This is a genomic window from Paenibacillus sp. FSL H7-0331 (assembly GCF_001956045.1).
In genome coordinates, this window is sequence record NZ_MRTH01000003.1 from 164,593 (window position 1) to 181,775 (window position 17,183).

Here is a 17,183-nt window from a genome sequence, read left to right on the forward strand (position 1 = left end):
ACATGAAAAAGCGAAAGTCTTATGGCTCATGCTTGATTGCTTTATCCTTAATGATAGCGCTTACTGCTTGTAACTCCAAGTCTACAGACACCAAAGCAGCAGATACAGCCAATAAATCTTCAGCAAAAACCGATGTCAGCGCGGCAGTTACATGGGCTGAGACCAACGGCTTGAACAAGACGGAAACGGTCGATGAGCTGTACAGTAAAGCAAAGCAGGAAGGCAAGGTCGTTGTTTACTCGCAATCCAGCCGCATTAAGGATGTAAAGGCGACATTCGAAGCCAAGTATCCAGGCATCAAAGTGGAAGCGTTTAATATGTCAACGAATGATATCGTGGAAAAAGTCATTCGCGAGCAGACAGCCGGTATTTATAACGCGGATGTGATATTCGTCAAGGATGCCAGCGGAGCGGTAACGACCGAGCTGACAACGAAAAAGCTGGTGCATAAATACATTCCCAAGGATCTGTCCGAGAAAATGGTTGAGCCTTATAAAAGCAACAGCAGTGGCTTGGTGCCTTACTTTAGCTTGCGGGCAATCTTCTACAATACGGATGTATATAAAACATCGCCAGTTACGAACTGGTGGGACCTGACAATGCCGGAGTGGAAGGGCAAGGTGCTGATGAATGACCCGATAGACTCTGCGGATATGATGGACTTGTTTTTGGCCATGATCCAGCATTCGGATGAGATGAAGCAGGCCTATAAGGAGAAATTCGGCAAGGATATTGTACTGGAGGGAACGGAAAACGCCTCGTATGAATTTATTAAACGTTTTCTCAAAAATGATCCTGTCTTGATGAAATCCAGCGATGAGGTTGTGGAAGCCGTTGGTGTCTCGACGCAGGGAAAGCCGCCAATCGGGATCGGGGCATCCAGTAAATTAAGAGATGTCATTGAAAAAAAGCTCAGTATTGCGGCTACGTATGATGTATTGCCGAAAATTTCGGTTGTCGGTCCTTCGTACCTGTATGTTGCTGATAAAGCGCCGAGCGTGAATGCAGCCAAATTAATGATTCGTTATATGGCAGGCGAAGCGGATGGTAAATCCGATGGCTTCAAGCCCTTTAATGTCATGGGCTCCTGGTCAACCCGGACGGATAATGGCCGGACCGATCAACCGTCAATCGACAAGTTGAAGGTATGGAATTATGACTCAGATTATTTTTATAAAAATTTTGTGAAGTTTCGTGAGTTTTGGCTGAAGATGCAGTGAGGGTTAAGGATGAAAAAAAGGAAAGCAGGGATAATTTCATGAAGATAACAAGAAATGCTCTTCCCATATTAATGACTTTCACCATCGCACTAGCCGCCTGCAGTAATACAGCTCCCGTAGTCAACAATGAAAAAACGACCGGAGGCGCAGCAGCCTCTGCAGCCCCCACAGCTTCCGCAGCAGCTCCCAAATCGGCATGGGCAGAAAGCGCCGGCTTGTACAAAACAGAAACGGTCGAAGAATTGTACGAAAAGGCCAAGAAGGAAGGGAAAGTGTCGGTATACTCCACCTCAGGCAGAATCAACGACGTTAAAAAAACTTTTGAAAAGAAATATCCAGGCATTGATGTCGAGACGTTCGATTTGAAATCCAATGTCATTATGGATAAGGTCATTCGCGAGCAGGCAGCCGGAATTTTTAATGCCGATCTCGTTTTAACGAAAGAAGTAGGCGGGGCGATTGAAGAGGAGCTGGTGAAGAAGGGTATGCTGTTCAAGTATTTGCCAAGTGACATCGCAGCCAAAATTCTTGAACCTTACAAAAGCGAAGGGATCGCCTTCGTGCCCTACTTCGAATTCCGTACGTTGTTCTATAACACCGAGCAAAATAAAACACCTCCTGTCAGCAACTGGTGGGACCTGACCACATCGGAATGGAAAAACAGAGTGTTGATGGTTGATCCGCTCCAGTCGCCTGCCCAGATGGATATGTTCGTTGCCTTTGTGGTCAACTCGGAGGATATGGCCAAGGCGTACAAAGAAAAGTTCGGCAAAGATATCGTGCTGAATGGCACCAAAAACGCAGGCTATGAATTTTTGCAGCAATTCTATAAGAACGTGATATTGGTCAAAAGCAGTGGGGACGGTCAAGATGCAGTTGGAAAAGCGGCACCTAACAAGCCAGCACCTGTATTTATCGGGGTATCCGGCGATATTCGGAAAATGTCGGAAAAAGGCTTGAAGGCAGACATTATATGGGATTTGAAGCCAAAGCTGTCTGTGGTGGATGAAGGGCTGCTTTTTGTAGGCAACAAGGCACCGCATCCTAATGCTGCGAAGCTGCTGGTCCGCTGGATGGCTGGTGAGGCCGACGGCAAGGGTGAAGGAACGGTACCGTTTAACGAGGTAGGCTCCTGGATGACACGCGCCGATGTTCAGCATAAGAATAGCAAAAATATTAATGAGCTGAACGTATGGCAGTACGATAGTGAGAAATTTTATAAGGTATATCAGGATGTTGTGAACTTTTGGATCAAGAATCAATAAGAAGATCAAAAACCAAGAGAGATGGGATGAAGGAATATGCTGGGATTTTCAATTCAGGCCCCCGTATTTTTGGGCAAGGCAAGCAAGGACAGCACGAATGACCTGATTGCGCATTATGACAACGTAGAGAAGCTGCTGGATGTTTTAAAGACCGCAGGTGTGGGTTCGATTGAGGTTCGCATTCTTCCTCGCGGTGCCGATGAATCGGCTTATCGGGAAGTGATCCAGTTAATCTGGAATGCTGGCTTGCAACTGTCGATTCATGGGCATGTGGCGGGAGATTTTGCGGGCAGTCGTTTTGCTGAGAATTATCCGTCGATGAGCTACGTATTATCCAATTTCCATAAATACCAAACAGGTTTGACCATGGCACTTCATGCTTTTGACGCCAAAACTGGTGTCGAAGAGGAACTGCATCAGCAAACCGTCAAGCTGCTGCATGAATGGGTGGCGATAATCGATGCCGAGCAGCTTCCTCTACGAATTGCTGTGGAAAATAACCGCAAGAAGTCAAGCAAGGTAGACCCGGGTGATTCGATAGACGGTGTGCTGCGGATTGTTGCAGAAGTGAATAGTCCACATGTAGGCATTACGTGGGATATGGGGCATTTTTATTCCAATTTAATGGATACGCATGGTCTGAAGCTTCCGCCGGAAACCTATCTGGAGCAGCTTCCGCGGGATGCTTTTCTGGAAAAGGTTATCCACACGCATATTCATGGACTTGGAGCAACGGGAACTCACAATCCTTTGACAGACCGCAGGAGCTTGCCTCTGGAGCTGTACGTGAATGCCCTTCAGCGGGTCGGTTACTCAGGCTTGTACAATCTGGAGCTGACCATGAACAAATTTGATCAGGATCAATCTCTCGGTGAGCATGTGCTGGCATCTGTCCACAGATTGAAAGAGGCCACATCATGAGACGACATAGGATCAGCCCATGGCTGAGAAGGGGTGCATAGCCAGTGAGCAAACTAGAATATTCGAGACCTGCCTCCAGGTTTACGATGACTCGAGCTGTTAATATTCTCAAAAGTATTTTTACAAATCCACTACATTTGATTAGCATTTTTGCGATTTTATTTCTCGGCTATACGATCGTTATTCCGATGTGGGAGATCGTGTCCCATACCATGACCTGGCATCCTGAGGACATCCGGGCCAATCCGCAAGCCGTACCTGGCAATCTTACGCTTAATCATTGGCTTCACGTGTTGTACAGCGATATCAGTCAATCGATTTTTTACAAGCCGCTGTTGAACTCGTTTAATATTGCTGTGTTCGTTTCATTTTTCTCCATGGTCATTGGGGGAGGGTTGGCCTGGCTTGTAACCCGGACAGATCTGCCGTTCAAAAAAACGTTTGCGTTTCTGGCCATTATTCCTTACATGCTTCCTTCCTGGATCAAGTCGTTTGCCTGGCTGATCGTTTTCAAAAACGACCGGGTTGGCGGCACACAGGGGATGCTGCAGTATGTATTCGGTATTAATCCACCGGATTGGATCTCTTACGGGTTTTTACCGATTTCCATCGTGCTGGTTGGCCATTATTATACGTTCTTTTATCTGCTGATTGCGGTTTCCCTTAGCTCTATCAACAGCAGTCTGGAAGAAACAGCAGATATTCTCGGAGCGAGCCGTTTTACGATTTTGCGAAAAATCACATTTCCACTCGTGCTTCCGGCCATTTTATCGGCATTGATACTAACGTTCTCCAAAAGTATGGGTACCTTCGGTGCCGCCGCATTTCTCGGACTTCCGGTCAAATATTATACGATTGCCACGATGCTGTACGGCAGTATGAAAAACCGGATGATCTCGGACGCTTATGTATTAAGCTTGATTCTGATCATCATTTCCGCATTGACGATTTACTTTAATCAGCGTGCAATTGGCAAAAGAAAAAGCTATGCCACGATAAGCGGCAAGGATTCGCGGAAAAATCTGAATCCGCTTGGCATATGGAAAATTCCTTCGGTAATGCTGGTCTTTCTGTTCATGTTCCTTGCCGGCATATTCCCACTCTTGCTGCTGTTCTGGCAAACGTTCATGCTGCAGGACGGGAATTACAGCCTGAGCAACCTGACCACGCACTACTGGTTTGGAGATTCGGATTTCTCGATTGCCTCCGGCGAGGTAGGTATTCTGAAGAGCGATTCGATTCTGTTGGGCTTAAAAAATTCACTGCTTATCGCACTTGCTGCTGCGTCTGTTGCCTCGGTAATGGGACTCATATTCGGTTATGTGATTTCGAAGGGAAGAAAGGCGCTTTCCTCTCGACTTGTTGAACAATTATCGTTCATGCCTTACCTGATTCCGGGTATTTCCTTCGCAGCGATCTATCTGTCCATGTTTGCTCAGCCTCACTTTCTGCTGCCGGCTTTATATGGAACCCTATCGATCGTAATTCTGATCACGATTGTTAAGGAGCTGCCATTCGCCACGCGATCAGGAACCAGCACGATGCTGCAAATCAGCGGAGAGCTCGAGGAAGCAGCCAAGCTGCACGGCGCATCGTTCATGCTGCGATTTTTCAGGATTATGCTGCCGCTCAGCCGCAAGGGTTTGATCAGTGCGTTCCTGCTCTTGTTTATAAGTGCGATGAAGGAGCTGGATCTGATCATCCTGCTCGTCACGCCGAAGACCAGCACCTTAACGACACTTACGTTCCGCTACGCAGAGAAGGGCTATCAGCAGTATGCGGACGCTATCGTCATTATTATTATCGCATTAATCATGATTACGCATTTTGTGGCAACGAAGTGGGGAAAAGCAGATCTTTCAAAAGGCATAGGAGGCTAAACATATGAGTGGAATCAGACTGTCGAAGATCAATAAATATTTTGATAAAAACCATATTTTGAAGGATGTCGATTTGACGATTGAGGAAGGAGACTTCATGACTCTTCTAGGTCCTTCCGGCTGCGGCAAAACGACAACGCTGCGGGTGATCACCGGGTTGGAAAACCCAGAGGAAGGCATCATGACGATCAACGGCAAGGAAATGATCAACGGCGCCAAAAACCACTATACACCACCATCCAAACGTGGCTTGAATCTCGTATTTCAGAGCTATGCTTTATGGCCGCACATGACCGTGTTTGACAATGTTGCTTTTGGGCTTGCGATTAACAAAATGCCCAAATCGGAAATTCGCTCCAAGGTCGAAAGTGCGCTGGAAAAAATGCGGATTTCCAAATATAAGGATCGCTACCCTTCCGAATTATCCGGCGGCCAGCAGCAGCGGGTAGCGATAGCGCGGGCTATTGTGACCGAGCCGAAAATTTTGCTGCTGGATGAGCCTTTATCCAATCTGGATGCCAAGCTGCGTCTGGAAATGAGAGCGGAGCTGAAAAGGCTGCACCGTGAATTGAAAACAACGATTATTTATGTCACGCATGATCAGGTCGAAGCGTTGACACTGTCAACCAAAATCGCGATCTTTTTCGAGGGAAATCTCGTTCAGGTTGACACACCGAGAAATATATACCGTCATCCCACTGATCTGAGGGTTGCCGATTTTATTGGAAATCCAAAGATCAATTTTGTGGATGCTGACTGCACCTATCACAATGGGATGCTGATGACAGAATCAGAGTTGGGCAAGCTTGCGATTCCTTGCACGCAGCCTCCTTCCGGTAAGGTTGTTCTGTCTATTTATCCCGAAGACATTCGTATTTCCGCAGAAAAGGTGGAGAACGGCATTCCGCTGAGAATTTATTCGGTCATGCCAGCGGGCTCGGAAACGTTAATTCAAACGACGAGCAATGGCGAAAACCTGATTCTGGTTAAGGTAATCGGGGAACTGGACTATGATATTGGCAAGATGGTATGGGTCACATTCCCGCTGGATAAAGTCAATGTGTATGATAAGCAAACCGGGATTCTGGTTAACCGGGAGCCGATCGACACCTCTACAATTGCTCCTAAGCAAGTATACGCATGATGGATCCAACAGATTGGGGGTGGGTCGGGTTGTCATTCGCAACGGCAAGTGTTTGGGAAATCACACATCTGGAGCTGGCGCTTCGTATGATATTGGCGGTAGTGCTTGGCGGTTTGATTGGGATTGAAAGGGAATGGAGTAATCATGCGGCTGGCTTTCGTACCCATATTCTTGTCTGTCTCGGCTCGGCTACGATCATGCTTCTGTCAAGCTACGGGTTCTCGCAATTTGTTAATGAGGGTAGTGTACGGATGGACCCCGCACGTCTCGCGGCGCAAGTGATCAGCGGCATCGGATTTTTGGGTGCAGGAGCAATTCTGCGCAATGGCAATATGATCAAGGGGTTAACGACCGCTGCTTCAGTATGGGTGGTGGCGGCTATTGGATTAAGTGTCGGAGCGGGCTTCTATATGGGAGCCATGCTCTGCACCTTTCTCGTACTGATCAGCTTGTATCTGCTCAATAAATGGGAGAAGAGCTTAATGGGAAACCGCAGATACCAGGAAGTGGACATTCAGATTATTGATAATCCCGGCTCACTGGGCAGGATCGCCACGATATTCGGGGAGTATGATTTGCAAATCGTTAACTTAAAAATGATTCCTCATGAAGAAGAGGCAGGTGGCGATGCATCGGCACTTTCCATGCATATGCAGTTCAGTCTGAAAATCCAAAAGCAGGAGAAGCTGGCCACTGCATTGGAACGAATAGCTGCCATGGACGTGGTACTTTCGTTGGAGTCGCATCATATTTCTATAAGGAATCAAGCATCAAAAGAGCATTCATTATCCACATAATTTAAGTAGGCTGGGTGGTTGGAGAACTTGAACAAAATACTGCTGGTTACCGATCTGGATGGAACCTTACTGGATAGACAACAACAAATCAGTATAGAGAATGAAACGGCAATCCGACGATTCAAGGAGCAAGGAGGCTTATTCACTCTGGCGACGGGAAGAATGGAGGCAGCTGTTCTGCCCATTATTCATAAGCTCGGAATTGACCTGCCGGTGATTCTGTACAATGGGGCCAAAATCTATTGTCCGGTCACCGATACCGTGCTGTATGAGAAGCAGCTGACGATCCCGCCTGCACTATGGAGTGTCTTGATGGAGAGCTTATCGGATGAAATCACCTTGCTTGTCTATCAGAATGGTCAGGTATATGCACCTCTACGAAATGCATTGCTGGAGAAGCACGAACGCAAGGATGGTGTACAATGCTTACCCTTTGAAGACAGAATCTTATCAGAGCCTGTGACTAAGGTAATGATCATTAATTCGAATTTAGACAAAGCCAAAAAACTGGAGCAAGCCGTTCTGGACGATGGGGTTCCGTGCGAAATGGTATATTCGGAGTCCAACTATCTAGAAATTTTACCTCAGTATGCTACGAAAGGAACTGCCTTGAAGGAACTGATCAACATCCTGCAGGTAGATGAATTGTATACTGTAGCTGTAGGCGATAATTTAAATGATTTGACCATGATCATCGAGGCAGATCGCGGATATGCGGTTGAAAATGCCAATTCGCAGCTGACCCAGGTTGCCGATGCTGTAACTGTTCACCACGAAAGGCACGCGATCGCGGCTATCATTGCCGAATTTTCGGAAAAGAGGAGGGAATTGGCATGAGTGTTATAGAAACTGCGAAAGCAATAGCGAGAGAAGCGGGTGCGATGATTAAGTCGCATATGGGTACCGGATTTATTACGGAGACAAAAAGCTCGAGCTTCGATGTCGTTACTGAAATTGACAAGGCTTCGGAGCAGCTTATTCGGCAGCGTCTGGCGGAAGCGTATCCTGATCATGCTTTTTTGGGTGAAGAGGAGTCGTTTGCTCATACAGGGGAGCTTCAGGAAAGGCTGGAGCTGGCCAAATCAGAGCCATTTGTATGGATTGTCGATCCGATTGACGGTACCAACAACTATGTGCAGGGGATTCCGGGTTTTACGGTTTCCATTGCACTGTCGTCTTACGGGGAGCTCATCGCAGGGGTCATCTATGATCCTTGCCGTGACGATATTTTCTGGGCTGAAAAAGGCAGAGGTGCTTTTCTGAATGGAGAGCCTATTCAGGTGTCAGCAGCGGATTCATTAGGACAAAGCGTGGTATCAACTGGATTTCCATCTAACACGAAGATGCGTCAAGCCGTCATGGACAGTCTGGAAGGTATCGCTCCTCAATGTCGTTCGATCCGTTCGCTTGGTTCTGCTGCGCTGCATTTGGCTTATGTGGCATCGGGAAGATTGGGAGCATTCTGGGAATATGGCCTCAATGCCTGGGATATTGCAGCAGGTGTGCTTATTATTGAGGAAGCCGGTGGCAAGGTCAGTGATACGCTGGGAAGTCCATATTCAATAACAGTTAAACATGTGGTTGGATCTAATGGTAGGATTCATGACACGCTATTGGAAACTTTGAAACCGATAGGAATTTGAAATGTGGAGTAATTCAGCGAAAAACTAAGGTTTTAACGACAAAACAGACCAATAAAGCGTTTTATCGGTCTGTTTATATATTTGTATAAAACCTAACATGCATCTATAATCCTCTTAGTGGTCACCTTTAATGTTACGTTTCATAACATTAAAGATGAAAATACATACAACTAGGAGGTTTGCATTATGATACTTACACCATCTTCATGGATTAAAACGACTTTTGTAGCAGGGCTTGCGTTAACTATGTTATTTCCATCAGTTTCGGTACTTCCGATTTCCAGCGCTTATGCGGCTGAAGCAGTAGCAGAGCAAACCTTGCCTGCCCCATCCGTACCCGCTTTACCTAAGGTTCAGGTTATTGCTACGGGAGGAACGATTGCAGGCAAATCTGTTGACGAAACCAGCTTCCAGAACTATAAGGCTGGAACTTTATTGATGGAGGATATGGTAAAGGCACTACCGAACAAAGATCAAATCGCGGATGTATCCACCTTTCAATTTGGTAATGCAGGCTCCGGTTCTTATACGATGCAGCAATTATACAATCTCTCTTTAAAAGTAGATGAAGTGCTCGAAACCCAGGACGGTGTAGTCGTCACAACGGGTACAGATACGATGGAAGAGATCGCTTATTTCCTTGATTTGACGGTTCGCAGCCCTAAGCCGGTTATCATCACGGGCTCGATGCGTCCTTGGACAGTAATCGGAAGTGATGCTCAAGCGAATCTGTATAATGCCATTAAACTTGCTGCAAGCGGCAAAACCAAATACTATGGTACTGTATTGATGCTGAATGACGAGTTCCATGCGGCAAGAGATGTAACCAAAACCAATGCGTATCGGACTGATACTTTTGAAACTCCGAAGCTTGGCATGCTTGGATATATCGATGAGAAAAACATTCGTGTGTATCGCGCCAATGCGAGATCGCTCATGAGTGCGGACAAATGGGCAACACCTTTTGATCTGAAAAAAATTGCTGATACCAGCTTGGCGAAGGTAGAAATTGCTTATGCTTATCAGGATGCAGGCGCAGGCGCTATCACAGGCTTTGTGATGGACGGTGCCAAAGGGATTGTTACCTCCGGTACAGGTGCAGGCGGAGTATCCAAGGCTATGGGTGATGCTCGGACGAAGGCTTTCAAGGAGCAAGGCGTGATCTTCGTGGCCACCACTCGCACTGGTTCGGGCAGCAATTACACAACAGGCGATGGTATTATTGCGGGTGACAGCTTAAACGCGGCCCATGCAAGAATTCTGTTAATGCTCAGCCTGTCATTCAGCAGTGATTTTGACACGATTAAAGGCTGGTTTAATACGTATGGCTCCGGTCAAGTTGAGATTCCAGCTAAATAACATAGTGGATTGTAACACCCCTTCTGGCAACAAGGACATTAACTGTTCTTGCAGCTCGAAGGGGTGTTTTTTCGTTGATGACGCAGTCGTGGCTGCTTGATTTTAGACGAGATTGCTAGCATATTAGCCCTATCAGTTACTTTAGATTCACTAGCGCACCTTTTTTTCCATTCTTGTTGAGGTTTGGAAACTTCCCTATAATGGGTATTGTTACTTAGCATTCAATTCGAAGGAGCTGACGTTACATGAAATACCGCAGACTTGGACAGACGGAGCTACAGGTTTCCGTGGTAGGCGTAGGCACATGGCAGTTTGGTGGAGCCTGGGGGAAGGATTTTACACAGGATGAAGTCGATGCAATTCTGGATAAAGCCGCAGAGCTTGGGATCAATCTGATCGATACGGCAGAATGTTATGGTCATCACCTTTCGGAGAGCTTTATCGGAGATTATATCGCACGCAGAAAAAGCAGGCCAGATTGGGTAATCGCAACCAAATTCGGCCATAACCATGCAGATAGAGAAAGCACAACGATCAATTACTGGTCACCTGAACAAGTGCTTATTCAATTGGAGAACTCACTGAAATCTTTGAAAACCGACTATGTCGATTTGTATCAGTTCCATTCAGGGTCTGATGAAGTGTTTGATAACGATGCCCTGTGGACGATGCTGGACAAGCAGGTGCAGGCGGGAAAAGTGAGAAATCTCGGTATTTCAATCGGCAGCAACGATAATTTACATCAGACAGATGCGGCGTCGAAAGTGAATGCCAAAGCGATTCAGGTCGTATACAATCGATTGGATCAAACACCTGAAAATCGCGTGTTTCCATCATGCGAACGTCAGGATCTAGGTGTGCTTGCTCGTGTGCCATTGGCAAGCGGGTACTTGAGTGGTAAGTACAAGCCTGGTGCGGAATTTGCCGAGAACGATGTGCGATCCCGACATAACAAGGAGCAGACCTTGATCAAGCTGCAAAAGGTACAGGAGATTCAACAAAATGAACTGCCGGAAGGCGTGAATATGGCAGAATGGGCCTTGGCCTGGTGCTTGAAGCATCCGGCGGTGACCAGTGTTATCCCAGGCTGCAAAAGTCCGGAGCAGGTGGAATCCAATGCAAGAGCAGCAGATTTTGATTTTGTTAAATAAGAGGGACACTGTCTCCAAGAGATTCAATAAAGAAGCCTCCAAATCACATTTTTCTAATGTGTGTTTGGAGGCTTAAATTATTCGATAGGGGTTTCTATAGCAAGGGGCTCGGCGGGTTGTGCGCGTTTTTTTCTTCTTAATAATAAGAAAATGATGGCGGCAATCAGGATTACAACAACCGCGACCAGGATGGATACATTCACCGTGTTCGGAGCTTTAATGTCCAGATTGACTTCATTATTGGCTCCGGCTAGCAAATCCCATTGATAGGTCTTGCCATCGTCCAATACTCTGGATGCGTTTTGCTGCTCCGCTTTATCAGGTAGTGTCAGCGTAAATTTTAAATCGATCTGACTGATCATCATTTTTTGCAAGCCCATCGTATCTTTGGCATCGGCTTTCATGCTGCTTAAATCAAAATTACCGATGAGATGATGGGTATTAAAGATGAAGCCTTTATCAACCGTCATGTCAATCTTGTTTTCGGCGTTGATACTGCCTTGATTGACACCGACATTTTTAATTTCCTTAACATCCTTAACATGCTTTTTGGCTTGTACACCTTGGTAATCTCCATCTTTATACTGCGAGACTTGATAGCCATCCGTTTCAAAATTCTTTTTTAATTCACCTAACATATCCGTCTTATTTGCACTATTCATACTCATTAATCCGATTAGCTGAGAGCTTAAGGCCAATTTGTAATCCAGCTCAGCAGACTGATCCCGGTTCACCGTTACATGAAAATCCCCTTTAACACAGCTGCTTAACAAAATGATAACAGAACTCAATATCACGAATAAAAGCCATTTTTTGTTCATATGTACCCCACATATCTATTATTTGGCAACATTAACCATTATATAGTGCCTATTACTATTTAGAAAGCCAAATATTTAAATTTGAGGATGTCCCTGATATTCAGTGTCCAGATACCGAAATGGTAGTCAGTAACCACCTCCCGAGTTGATTGGGAGGTGGTTAGATCACTACTTTAAAATGTTCTTAAAATAATAACAAGCAGAATATAGAGAACAAGAATAACGGCTGTAGTAGTTCCAAGACCATAACCTGCACAGCTTCCGCCAACTCCGAGTGCACCCATGTTTATCCCTCCTCGCGCCTTGTATAGTGCATCTTATGAATGTTAGCGGATACGTGATTGGACAGATGCAAAAATGGGTAATTGTCATTGAAAAGAGCAAGTTCCCCCCAATATTAAATATCTCCATATAAAGGGAGTAGAATAATAATAAATGACAAAAAATTCAATAAAAACGAAAATAATGTCGAAGATTTAGTGCTTTAATTCTATAAAAAATAGCGATATTTGTAGTATAATAGAATCGCATACGCAATATCGATAAAGGCAAAGCCATTGAAAAATGGGGACGCAAAACTATTAGGGGCTAAAGTCAATGCGACTATGCCAGCCAGTTACCGAAATACTCTCTTTTTTAAAATCAAAGGAGGAATGTGTATGGAGCTTACTAAAAGTCGACAGCTTCAAAAAGTAAGATTGGTTTTGCTTGTTGCAGAGATTGAAGCCTTAAAAAATTGCATGGTCAATGTGTACGATCAAACGGAAAGTTTACATGACCCTCTCTTGGTCCAACTTAGTGTAATGCTTGATCGAAAATTGAATAAATTTATTAAATATCAAAATTAAATACTTATAAATGTTAGAGCTGTAGACATACAGCTCTTTTTTGATGCCATTTAACGAGCATATGCTAAGGGCCTATGTCCTTTATGGAGTTAGTTTTCTGATGATGGTTTGTAAAACAGGTATGATTTTATGGATAGCTTCTTTTTGTAATGCATAGCCGGAGTCATAACGATTTGAGTTCAGTACACCCGTGTTGGCATTAAAACTATGGATCATTTCTTGAGTTCCGTTAGTTATATCTTGATAGGCCGACATAAGTTGTACGTGCTCGACTAAAAATAGATCAGGCACATTTAATGCTAAAATCTCATGTTGACAATGCACAAATGAGATTAACTCTTCCTTTAAATTCAGAATGCGTTTATCGGGATCCCATTTCTTATCAGGATGTTCATACAGCTCTTTGACAAACTTGCTTGCAGGCTGTATCGAAGCGTTAATCTTTACAATGATTTGAGCATAGTCGATGGGATTTAGATCAGAAGTGTCATCCATTTGTCTTCCTCCTTTGAATAGTAATATTTTAACATCTACTCATATGGAATAAAAAGGTAATTGAGCACATCCTGCTAAAGTTTGATGGGGATTCGTCATATCAATTATGCCCTAAGTCGGATTAATTTCTTGCGCCTGTATGTCATGAGAGGTATTATTACGTGAAAGAGTGTTCGGGGAGTGGACAAGGAATATGAACAACTTGCGGATAAAATGGGGGGATCGGACTTTCTCTGGTAGTCGGAGGTTTCGGCACTTGGCTTTCATCAAGTATGTAGTGTGGTGGTTAGTGGTGGCGGGTGTAGTAGGCGTCATGACCGGCTCAGCCTCGGCGTTATTTCTGTTAAGTCTGGATTCGGCTACAAGTTTACGATACGAACATCCGTGGCTGTTATATTTACTGCCCCTTGGTGGTGCTTTGGTCAGCTGGATGTATCATGCCTATGGCAGCAGCAGTATAAAAGGCAATAATCTGATTTTGGAGCAAATTCATGATGGACGTGAAACCATACCATTGCGTATGGCTCCTTTTGTGCTGATCGGCACGGTGTTGACGCATTTATTTGGCGGCTCGGCAGGGCGTGAGGGAACGGCGGTTCAAATGGGTGGCAGCTTGTCCGAGTATCTGGGCAAGCTGCTGCGTATTCATCCTGACGATCGTAAAATTCTGCTAATGTGCGGTATCAGCGCAGGCTTCGGATCGGTGTTCGGAACCCCGCTTGCAGGGGCTGTGTTTGGTATGGAGGTGTTAATCATCGGCCTGATCAGCTATGAGGCCTTACTTCCGTGCCTGATTGCAAGTTTGGTTGGACATGCGGTGACGTTAGGATGGGGAGTGACGCACGCTCATTATTCGATGGGGCAAGTGCCGCCGCTCAGTGCGGTCGTACTCTTGAAGGTTGCGGTTGCTGCGATCCTATTTGGCTTGACAAGCCGGCTGTTCAGTGAGCTAACCCATAAGCTGAAGGCTATATTTACACGACTATTCAGAAATGCCGCATGGAAATCCTTTGTCGGTGGTTGTATGATCATCGTGCTGACATTGGCTATCGGGTCAAGGGATTATCTCGGATTGGGATTACCGCTGCTCAATGACTCTTTTCAAGAAACAACGGCATCTTTCGCTTTTTTATGGAAGCTGATTTTCACTTCGATTACGTTAGGAGCTGGTTTCCAGGGTGGAGAGGTGACGCCGTTGTTTGTGATAGGTGCAACTTTGGGGAATACGCTGGGTACTCTATTGCAGCTTCATGGTCCATTTTTGGCGGGGATTGGCTTAATTGCCGTGTTTAGCGGAGCAACGAATACTCCGATCGCTTGCTTTTTGTTAGGTATTGAGCTGTTTGGCTCCGAGGCGGCAGTCTACATGTTTGTTGCTGTTGTGATCAGTTATTTATGCTCTGGACATACGGGCATCTACACGGCTCAGAGGCTGAAAGTTGCGAAGGGACGCAGGCTTCAAGATATAGATGAACATGAAACTCTTGGTACTTTAAAGTCCAAGCAATAAAGAGTGACGTTGTACTGTGCTAATTTCCAAAAAGCCCCGCTCGGAATTGGATATCCGGTGCGGGGCTTTCTCTGTTAACCAACAGGTATGAGTTTTTTTTCTTTGTCCTCTTCTTTAGTTTCATTTTCAATAGAATCTACATTCATAGAATCTACAGTTTTCGAAGCTGCTTGTTCAGCAGCAGGTTTCACTATTTTCTCTGTTGAATCTTGGCTGCTTTCATCGATGGCTGCTGTCTGTGGAAGCTGCTCTGGATGAATGGCTTCAAACTCACTCGAATCATAGAGGTTCGCGACAACCTCCTCCTCACTTAAGGCGTCATTAGCTCGACCTGCTCCAAGTTCTTCGATTTCTCCGAGATCTCCAATCTGAAATCGGTTCACTTCTTTAAATAACTTTTGCGATAGCAGCATCATGTCATCGGCTTGTGATGCAATTTGCTGAATGGCTGCATTTTGCTGAATAGATGAGGAGGTAACCTCTTCGACGCCTGCTGCTGTTTCCTGAGCGATGGCTGCAACGATTTGTACAGAATCAATCAGGCTTTCATTTTTCTTCTGGGCAAGGCCAATTTGGGTCTGGATCTGATTAATATCCTGTGAGAGTGCATCCATGGAGCTGCGGATTTCCTGAAAAGCTTCGACACTTTCATTCATTTTACCATTTTGCTGAAGGAAGGATTTACGTGCTTCTTCTATATATAGTTCCAAATCTTTCGTTTGTGCCAGCAGCGAATGTATGATCGAGGCAATAGATTTGGACGAATCATTTGTTTGCAGTGAAAGCTGCCTTACTTCCTCGGCAATAACCGAGAAGCCTCGTCCGTGAACTCCAGCCCTCGCCGCTTCTATCGCAGCATTCAGAGAAAGTACATTGGTTTGTTGAGAGATATCGGTAATCGTATTGACAATTTTGTTGATTTGTACCGAGCTGGCAGAAAGCGATGTCATGGTTCTATGTACTTTATCAAGTATGCTTTCAGACATTTGGGAAGCAGTACGGAGAGCCTCCATTGAGTTGGAGCCAGTGTGTGTATTGAAGGCAGCTTCGTTGCTTCTTTCATGAACGGCTTTGGACAATCCGGAGATCAGCTCGATTTCCTGGCCTAGCTCGGCAATGATATGAGTGCTTTGTTCGGAATGAGAGGCTTGCTGCTCGGCGCCAGTCGATATTTCCTGAATGGCTCGAACGATATCTGCATTTACAGTAGCTGTCGAGCCTGAGAAACCTTGAGACATCTTGGAATGCTCGGATAACGAGAGCGCAATGACTTGGGTATGGGCGAGCATACTTCGGACCTGATCGGTCATGTGATCAAAGCTATTGCTCAAAGCTCCCAGCTCATCCTTCGAGGCGCTGTTGATTTTATTACGCAAATCACCATTAGCCATAGCATGTACCGCATTCTGCAGCCTTTTGATGGGTTTAACAAATGAACTGATCAGCAAGAATGCGATGGCAATACTGGAGATAATGACAATTATGGAGCAAATAAGCATCATTGTTACGGTATTGTTAAGCAAATGCTGGGTATTGGCGACTGCGTTCTCGGCATCCTTTGAATAAGCAACATAGAATTGATCCACATTGACGAAGATGTCGCCCATGAGCGTTTGAGATTCATTGTATAGATATTCCATATTTTTGTTAAGATCGTCCGCTGTCAGCTTATTTTCCTGAACCAGCTTGGCCGCGACGTCAAATGTATTTGTATAATCGACTGTCAGCGAGATCAGCTTGCTGCGCCATTTGGCTTGTTCAGGTGTAGTAGCAGTGTCACCCACACGTTTGATCATTTTGTCGAAAATGGCTCTTTTTTCATTATACTTTGGTATGTAATCGGCTTTCTTGGAAATTTCGAGTCCGGATGCAATAATATTCAGCTCCTGAACCATCTCTTTAAGCTCTAGTGCCATCAGCTTGAGCTCGACCTTATCATTCTGCTGACTGAGCTGAATTCTGATGTCGTTAACCTGCTGCAAATTATAAAGCGCCATTCCCAGGAACAATACCAGCATCCCGGCAAAACCAAGCATGAGCTTTAATTTTAGGGACAACGCAGGAAGTGAAATTGTCTTCTTACTTATTAGAATGCTCATTTAATCCCTCCATTATTAAAATCAATAGTC

The 17,183-nt window shown here is 45.2% G+C and carries 16 protein-coding genes and 1 riboswitch; of the genes, 12 read left to right on the plus strand and 4 right to left on the minus strand.

Annotated elements, in window-relative coordinates; translation table 11 throughout:
* The first annotated feature begins 2 nt into the window (after positions 1-2).
* From BK127_RS05575 to BK127_RS05620, 10 genes are all read left to right on the plus strand, one after another.
* Positions 3-1,220 (plus strand): ABC transporter substrate-binding protein, encoded by a 1,218-nt coding sequence (locus tag BK127_RS05575; protein WP_076229021.1) that lies wholly within the window; start codon positions 3-5, stop codon positions 1,218-1,220.
* A 38-nt stretch (positions 1,221-1,258) separates the two neighbouring features.
* Positions 1,259-2,485, plus strand: coding sequence for an ABC transporter substrate-binding protein (locus tag BK127_RS05580; RefSeq protein ID WP_076229275.1), 1,227 nt, complete (start codon positions 1,259-1,261; stop codon positions 2,483-2,485).
* Between the two features lie 36 nt (positions 2,486-2,521).
* Positions 2,522-3,406 carry a sugar phosphate isomerase/epimerase family protein gene (locus BK127_RS05585; protein ID WP_076229022.1) on the plus strand — a complete coding sequence of 295 codons (885 nt, stop codon included), beginning with the start codon at positions 2,522-2,524 and terminating at the stop codon, positions 3,404-3,406.
* A gap of 44 nt (positions 3,407-3,450) precedes the next feature.
* Complete coding sequence (locus BK127_RS05590; RefSeq protein ID WP_218638997.1) at positions 3,451-5,286, plus strand: ABC transporter permease; 1,836 nt, start codon at positions 3,451-3,453, stop codon at positions 5,284-5,286.
* A 4-nt stretch (positions 5,287-5,290) separates the two neighbouring features.
* On the plus strand, positions 5,291-6,430 hold the full coding sequence (locus tag BK127_RS05595) for an ABC transporter ATP-binding protein (RefSeq protein ID WP_076229023.1): 1,140 nt from the start codon (positions 5,291-5,293) through the stop codon (positions 6,428-6,430).
* Positions 6,427-7,227, plus strand: a complete 801-nt coding sequence (locus BK127_RS05600) for an MgtC/SapB family protein (RefSeq protein ID WP_256711181.1) — start codon at positions 6,427-6,429, stop codon at positions 7,225-7,227. Before BK127_RS05595 ends, BK127_RS05600 begins: the two co-directional genes overlap by 4 nt.
* Before the next feature lie 27 nt (positions 7,228-7,254).
* Positions 7,255-8,064, plus strand: coding sequence for a Cof-type HAD-IIB family hydrolase (locus tag BK127_RS05605; protein ID WP_076229024.1), 810 nt, complete (start codon positions 7,255-7,257; stop codon positions 8,062-8,064).
* Positions 8,061-8,870 carry an inositol monophosphatase family protein gene (locus tag BK127_RS05610; RefSeq protein WP_076229025.1) on the plus strand — a complete coding sequence of 270 codons (810 nt, stop codon included), beginning with the start codon at positions 8,061-8,063 and terminating at the stop codon, positions 8,868-8,870. Before BK127_RS05605 ends, BK127_RS05610 begins: the two co-directional genes overlap by 4 nt.
* 186 nt (positions 8,871-9,056) lie before the next feature.
* Positions 9,057-10,229, plus strand: coding sequence for an asparaginase (locus BK127_RS05615; protein ID WP_076229026.1), 1,173 nt, complete (start codon positions 9,057-9,059; stop codon positions 10,227-10,229).
* A gap of 245 nt (positions 10,230-10,474) precedes the next feature.
* On the plus strand, positions 10,475-11,380 hold the full coding sequence (locus BK127_RS05620) for an aldo/keto reductase (protein WP_076229027.1): 906 nt from the start codon (positions 10,475-10,477) through the stop codon (positions 11,378-11,380).
* A gap of 77 nt (positions 11,381-11,457) precedes the next feature.
* Here the strand turns inward: BK127_RS05620 and BK127_RS05625 are convergent, their stop codons facing one another.
* Entirely contained in the window at positions 11,458-12,201 is a 744-nt protein-coding gene (locus BK127_RS05625; RefSeq protein WP_076229028.1) for an LppM family (lipo)protein, read from the minus strand.
* Between the two features lie 173 nt (positions 12,202-12,374).
* Entirely contained in the window at positions 12,375-12,485 is a 111-nt protein-coding gene (locus BK127_RS44470; RefSeq protein ID WP_218638998.1) for a sporulation protein YjcZ, read from the minus strand.
* 253 nt (positions 12,486-12,738) lie between these two features.
* A riboswitch (cyclic di-GMP riboswitch) is annotated at positions 12,739-12,825 on the plus strand.
* 35 nt (positions 12,826-12,860) lie between these two features.
* On the opposite strand from BK127_RS44470, the gene BK127_RS05630 reads away from it, so the two are divergent.
* Positions 12,861-13,049 (plus strand): Spo0E family sporulation regulatory protein-aspartic acid phosphatase, encoded by a 189-nt coding sequence (locus BK127_RS05630; protein ID WP_076229029.1) that lies wholly within the window; start codon positions 12,861-12,863, stop codon positions 13,047-13,049.
* 81 nt (positions 13,050-13,130) lie between these two features.
* Here BK127_RS05630 and BK127_RS05635 read toward each other — a convergent pair whose 3' ends face one another.
* Positions 13,131-13,544: a hypothetical protein gene (locus tag BK127_RS05635; protein WP_076229030.1), complete on the minus strand. Its 414-nt coding sequence runs from the start codon at positions 13,542-13,544 to the stop codon at positions 13,131-13,133.
* A 202-nt stretch (positions 13,545-13,746) separates the two neighbouring features.
* Here BK127_RS05635 and BK127_RS05640 point away from each other — a divergent pair, with 202 nt between their 5' ends.
* A complete protein-coding gene (locus tag BK127_RS05640) occupies positions 13,747-15,054 on the plus strand; it encodes a voltage-gated chloride channel family protein (protein ID WP_372237344.1) in 1,308 nt (435 codons plus the stop codon).
* Between the two features lie 74 nt (positions 15,055-15,128).
* Here BK127_RS05640 and BK127_RS05645 read toward each other — a convergent pair whose 3' ends face one another.
* Positions 15,129-17,153 (minus strand): methyl-accepting chemotaxis protein, encoded by a 2,025-nt coding sequence (locus BK127_RS05645; protein WP_144026379.1) that lies wholly within the window; start codon positions 17,151-17,153, stop codon positions 15,129-15,131.
* Between the last annotated feature and the right edge of the window lie 30 nt (positions 17,154-17,183).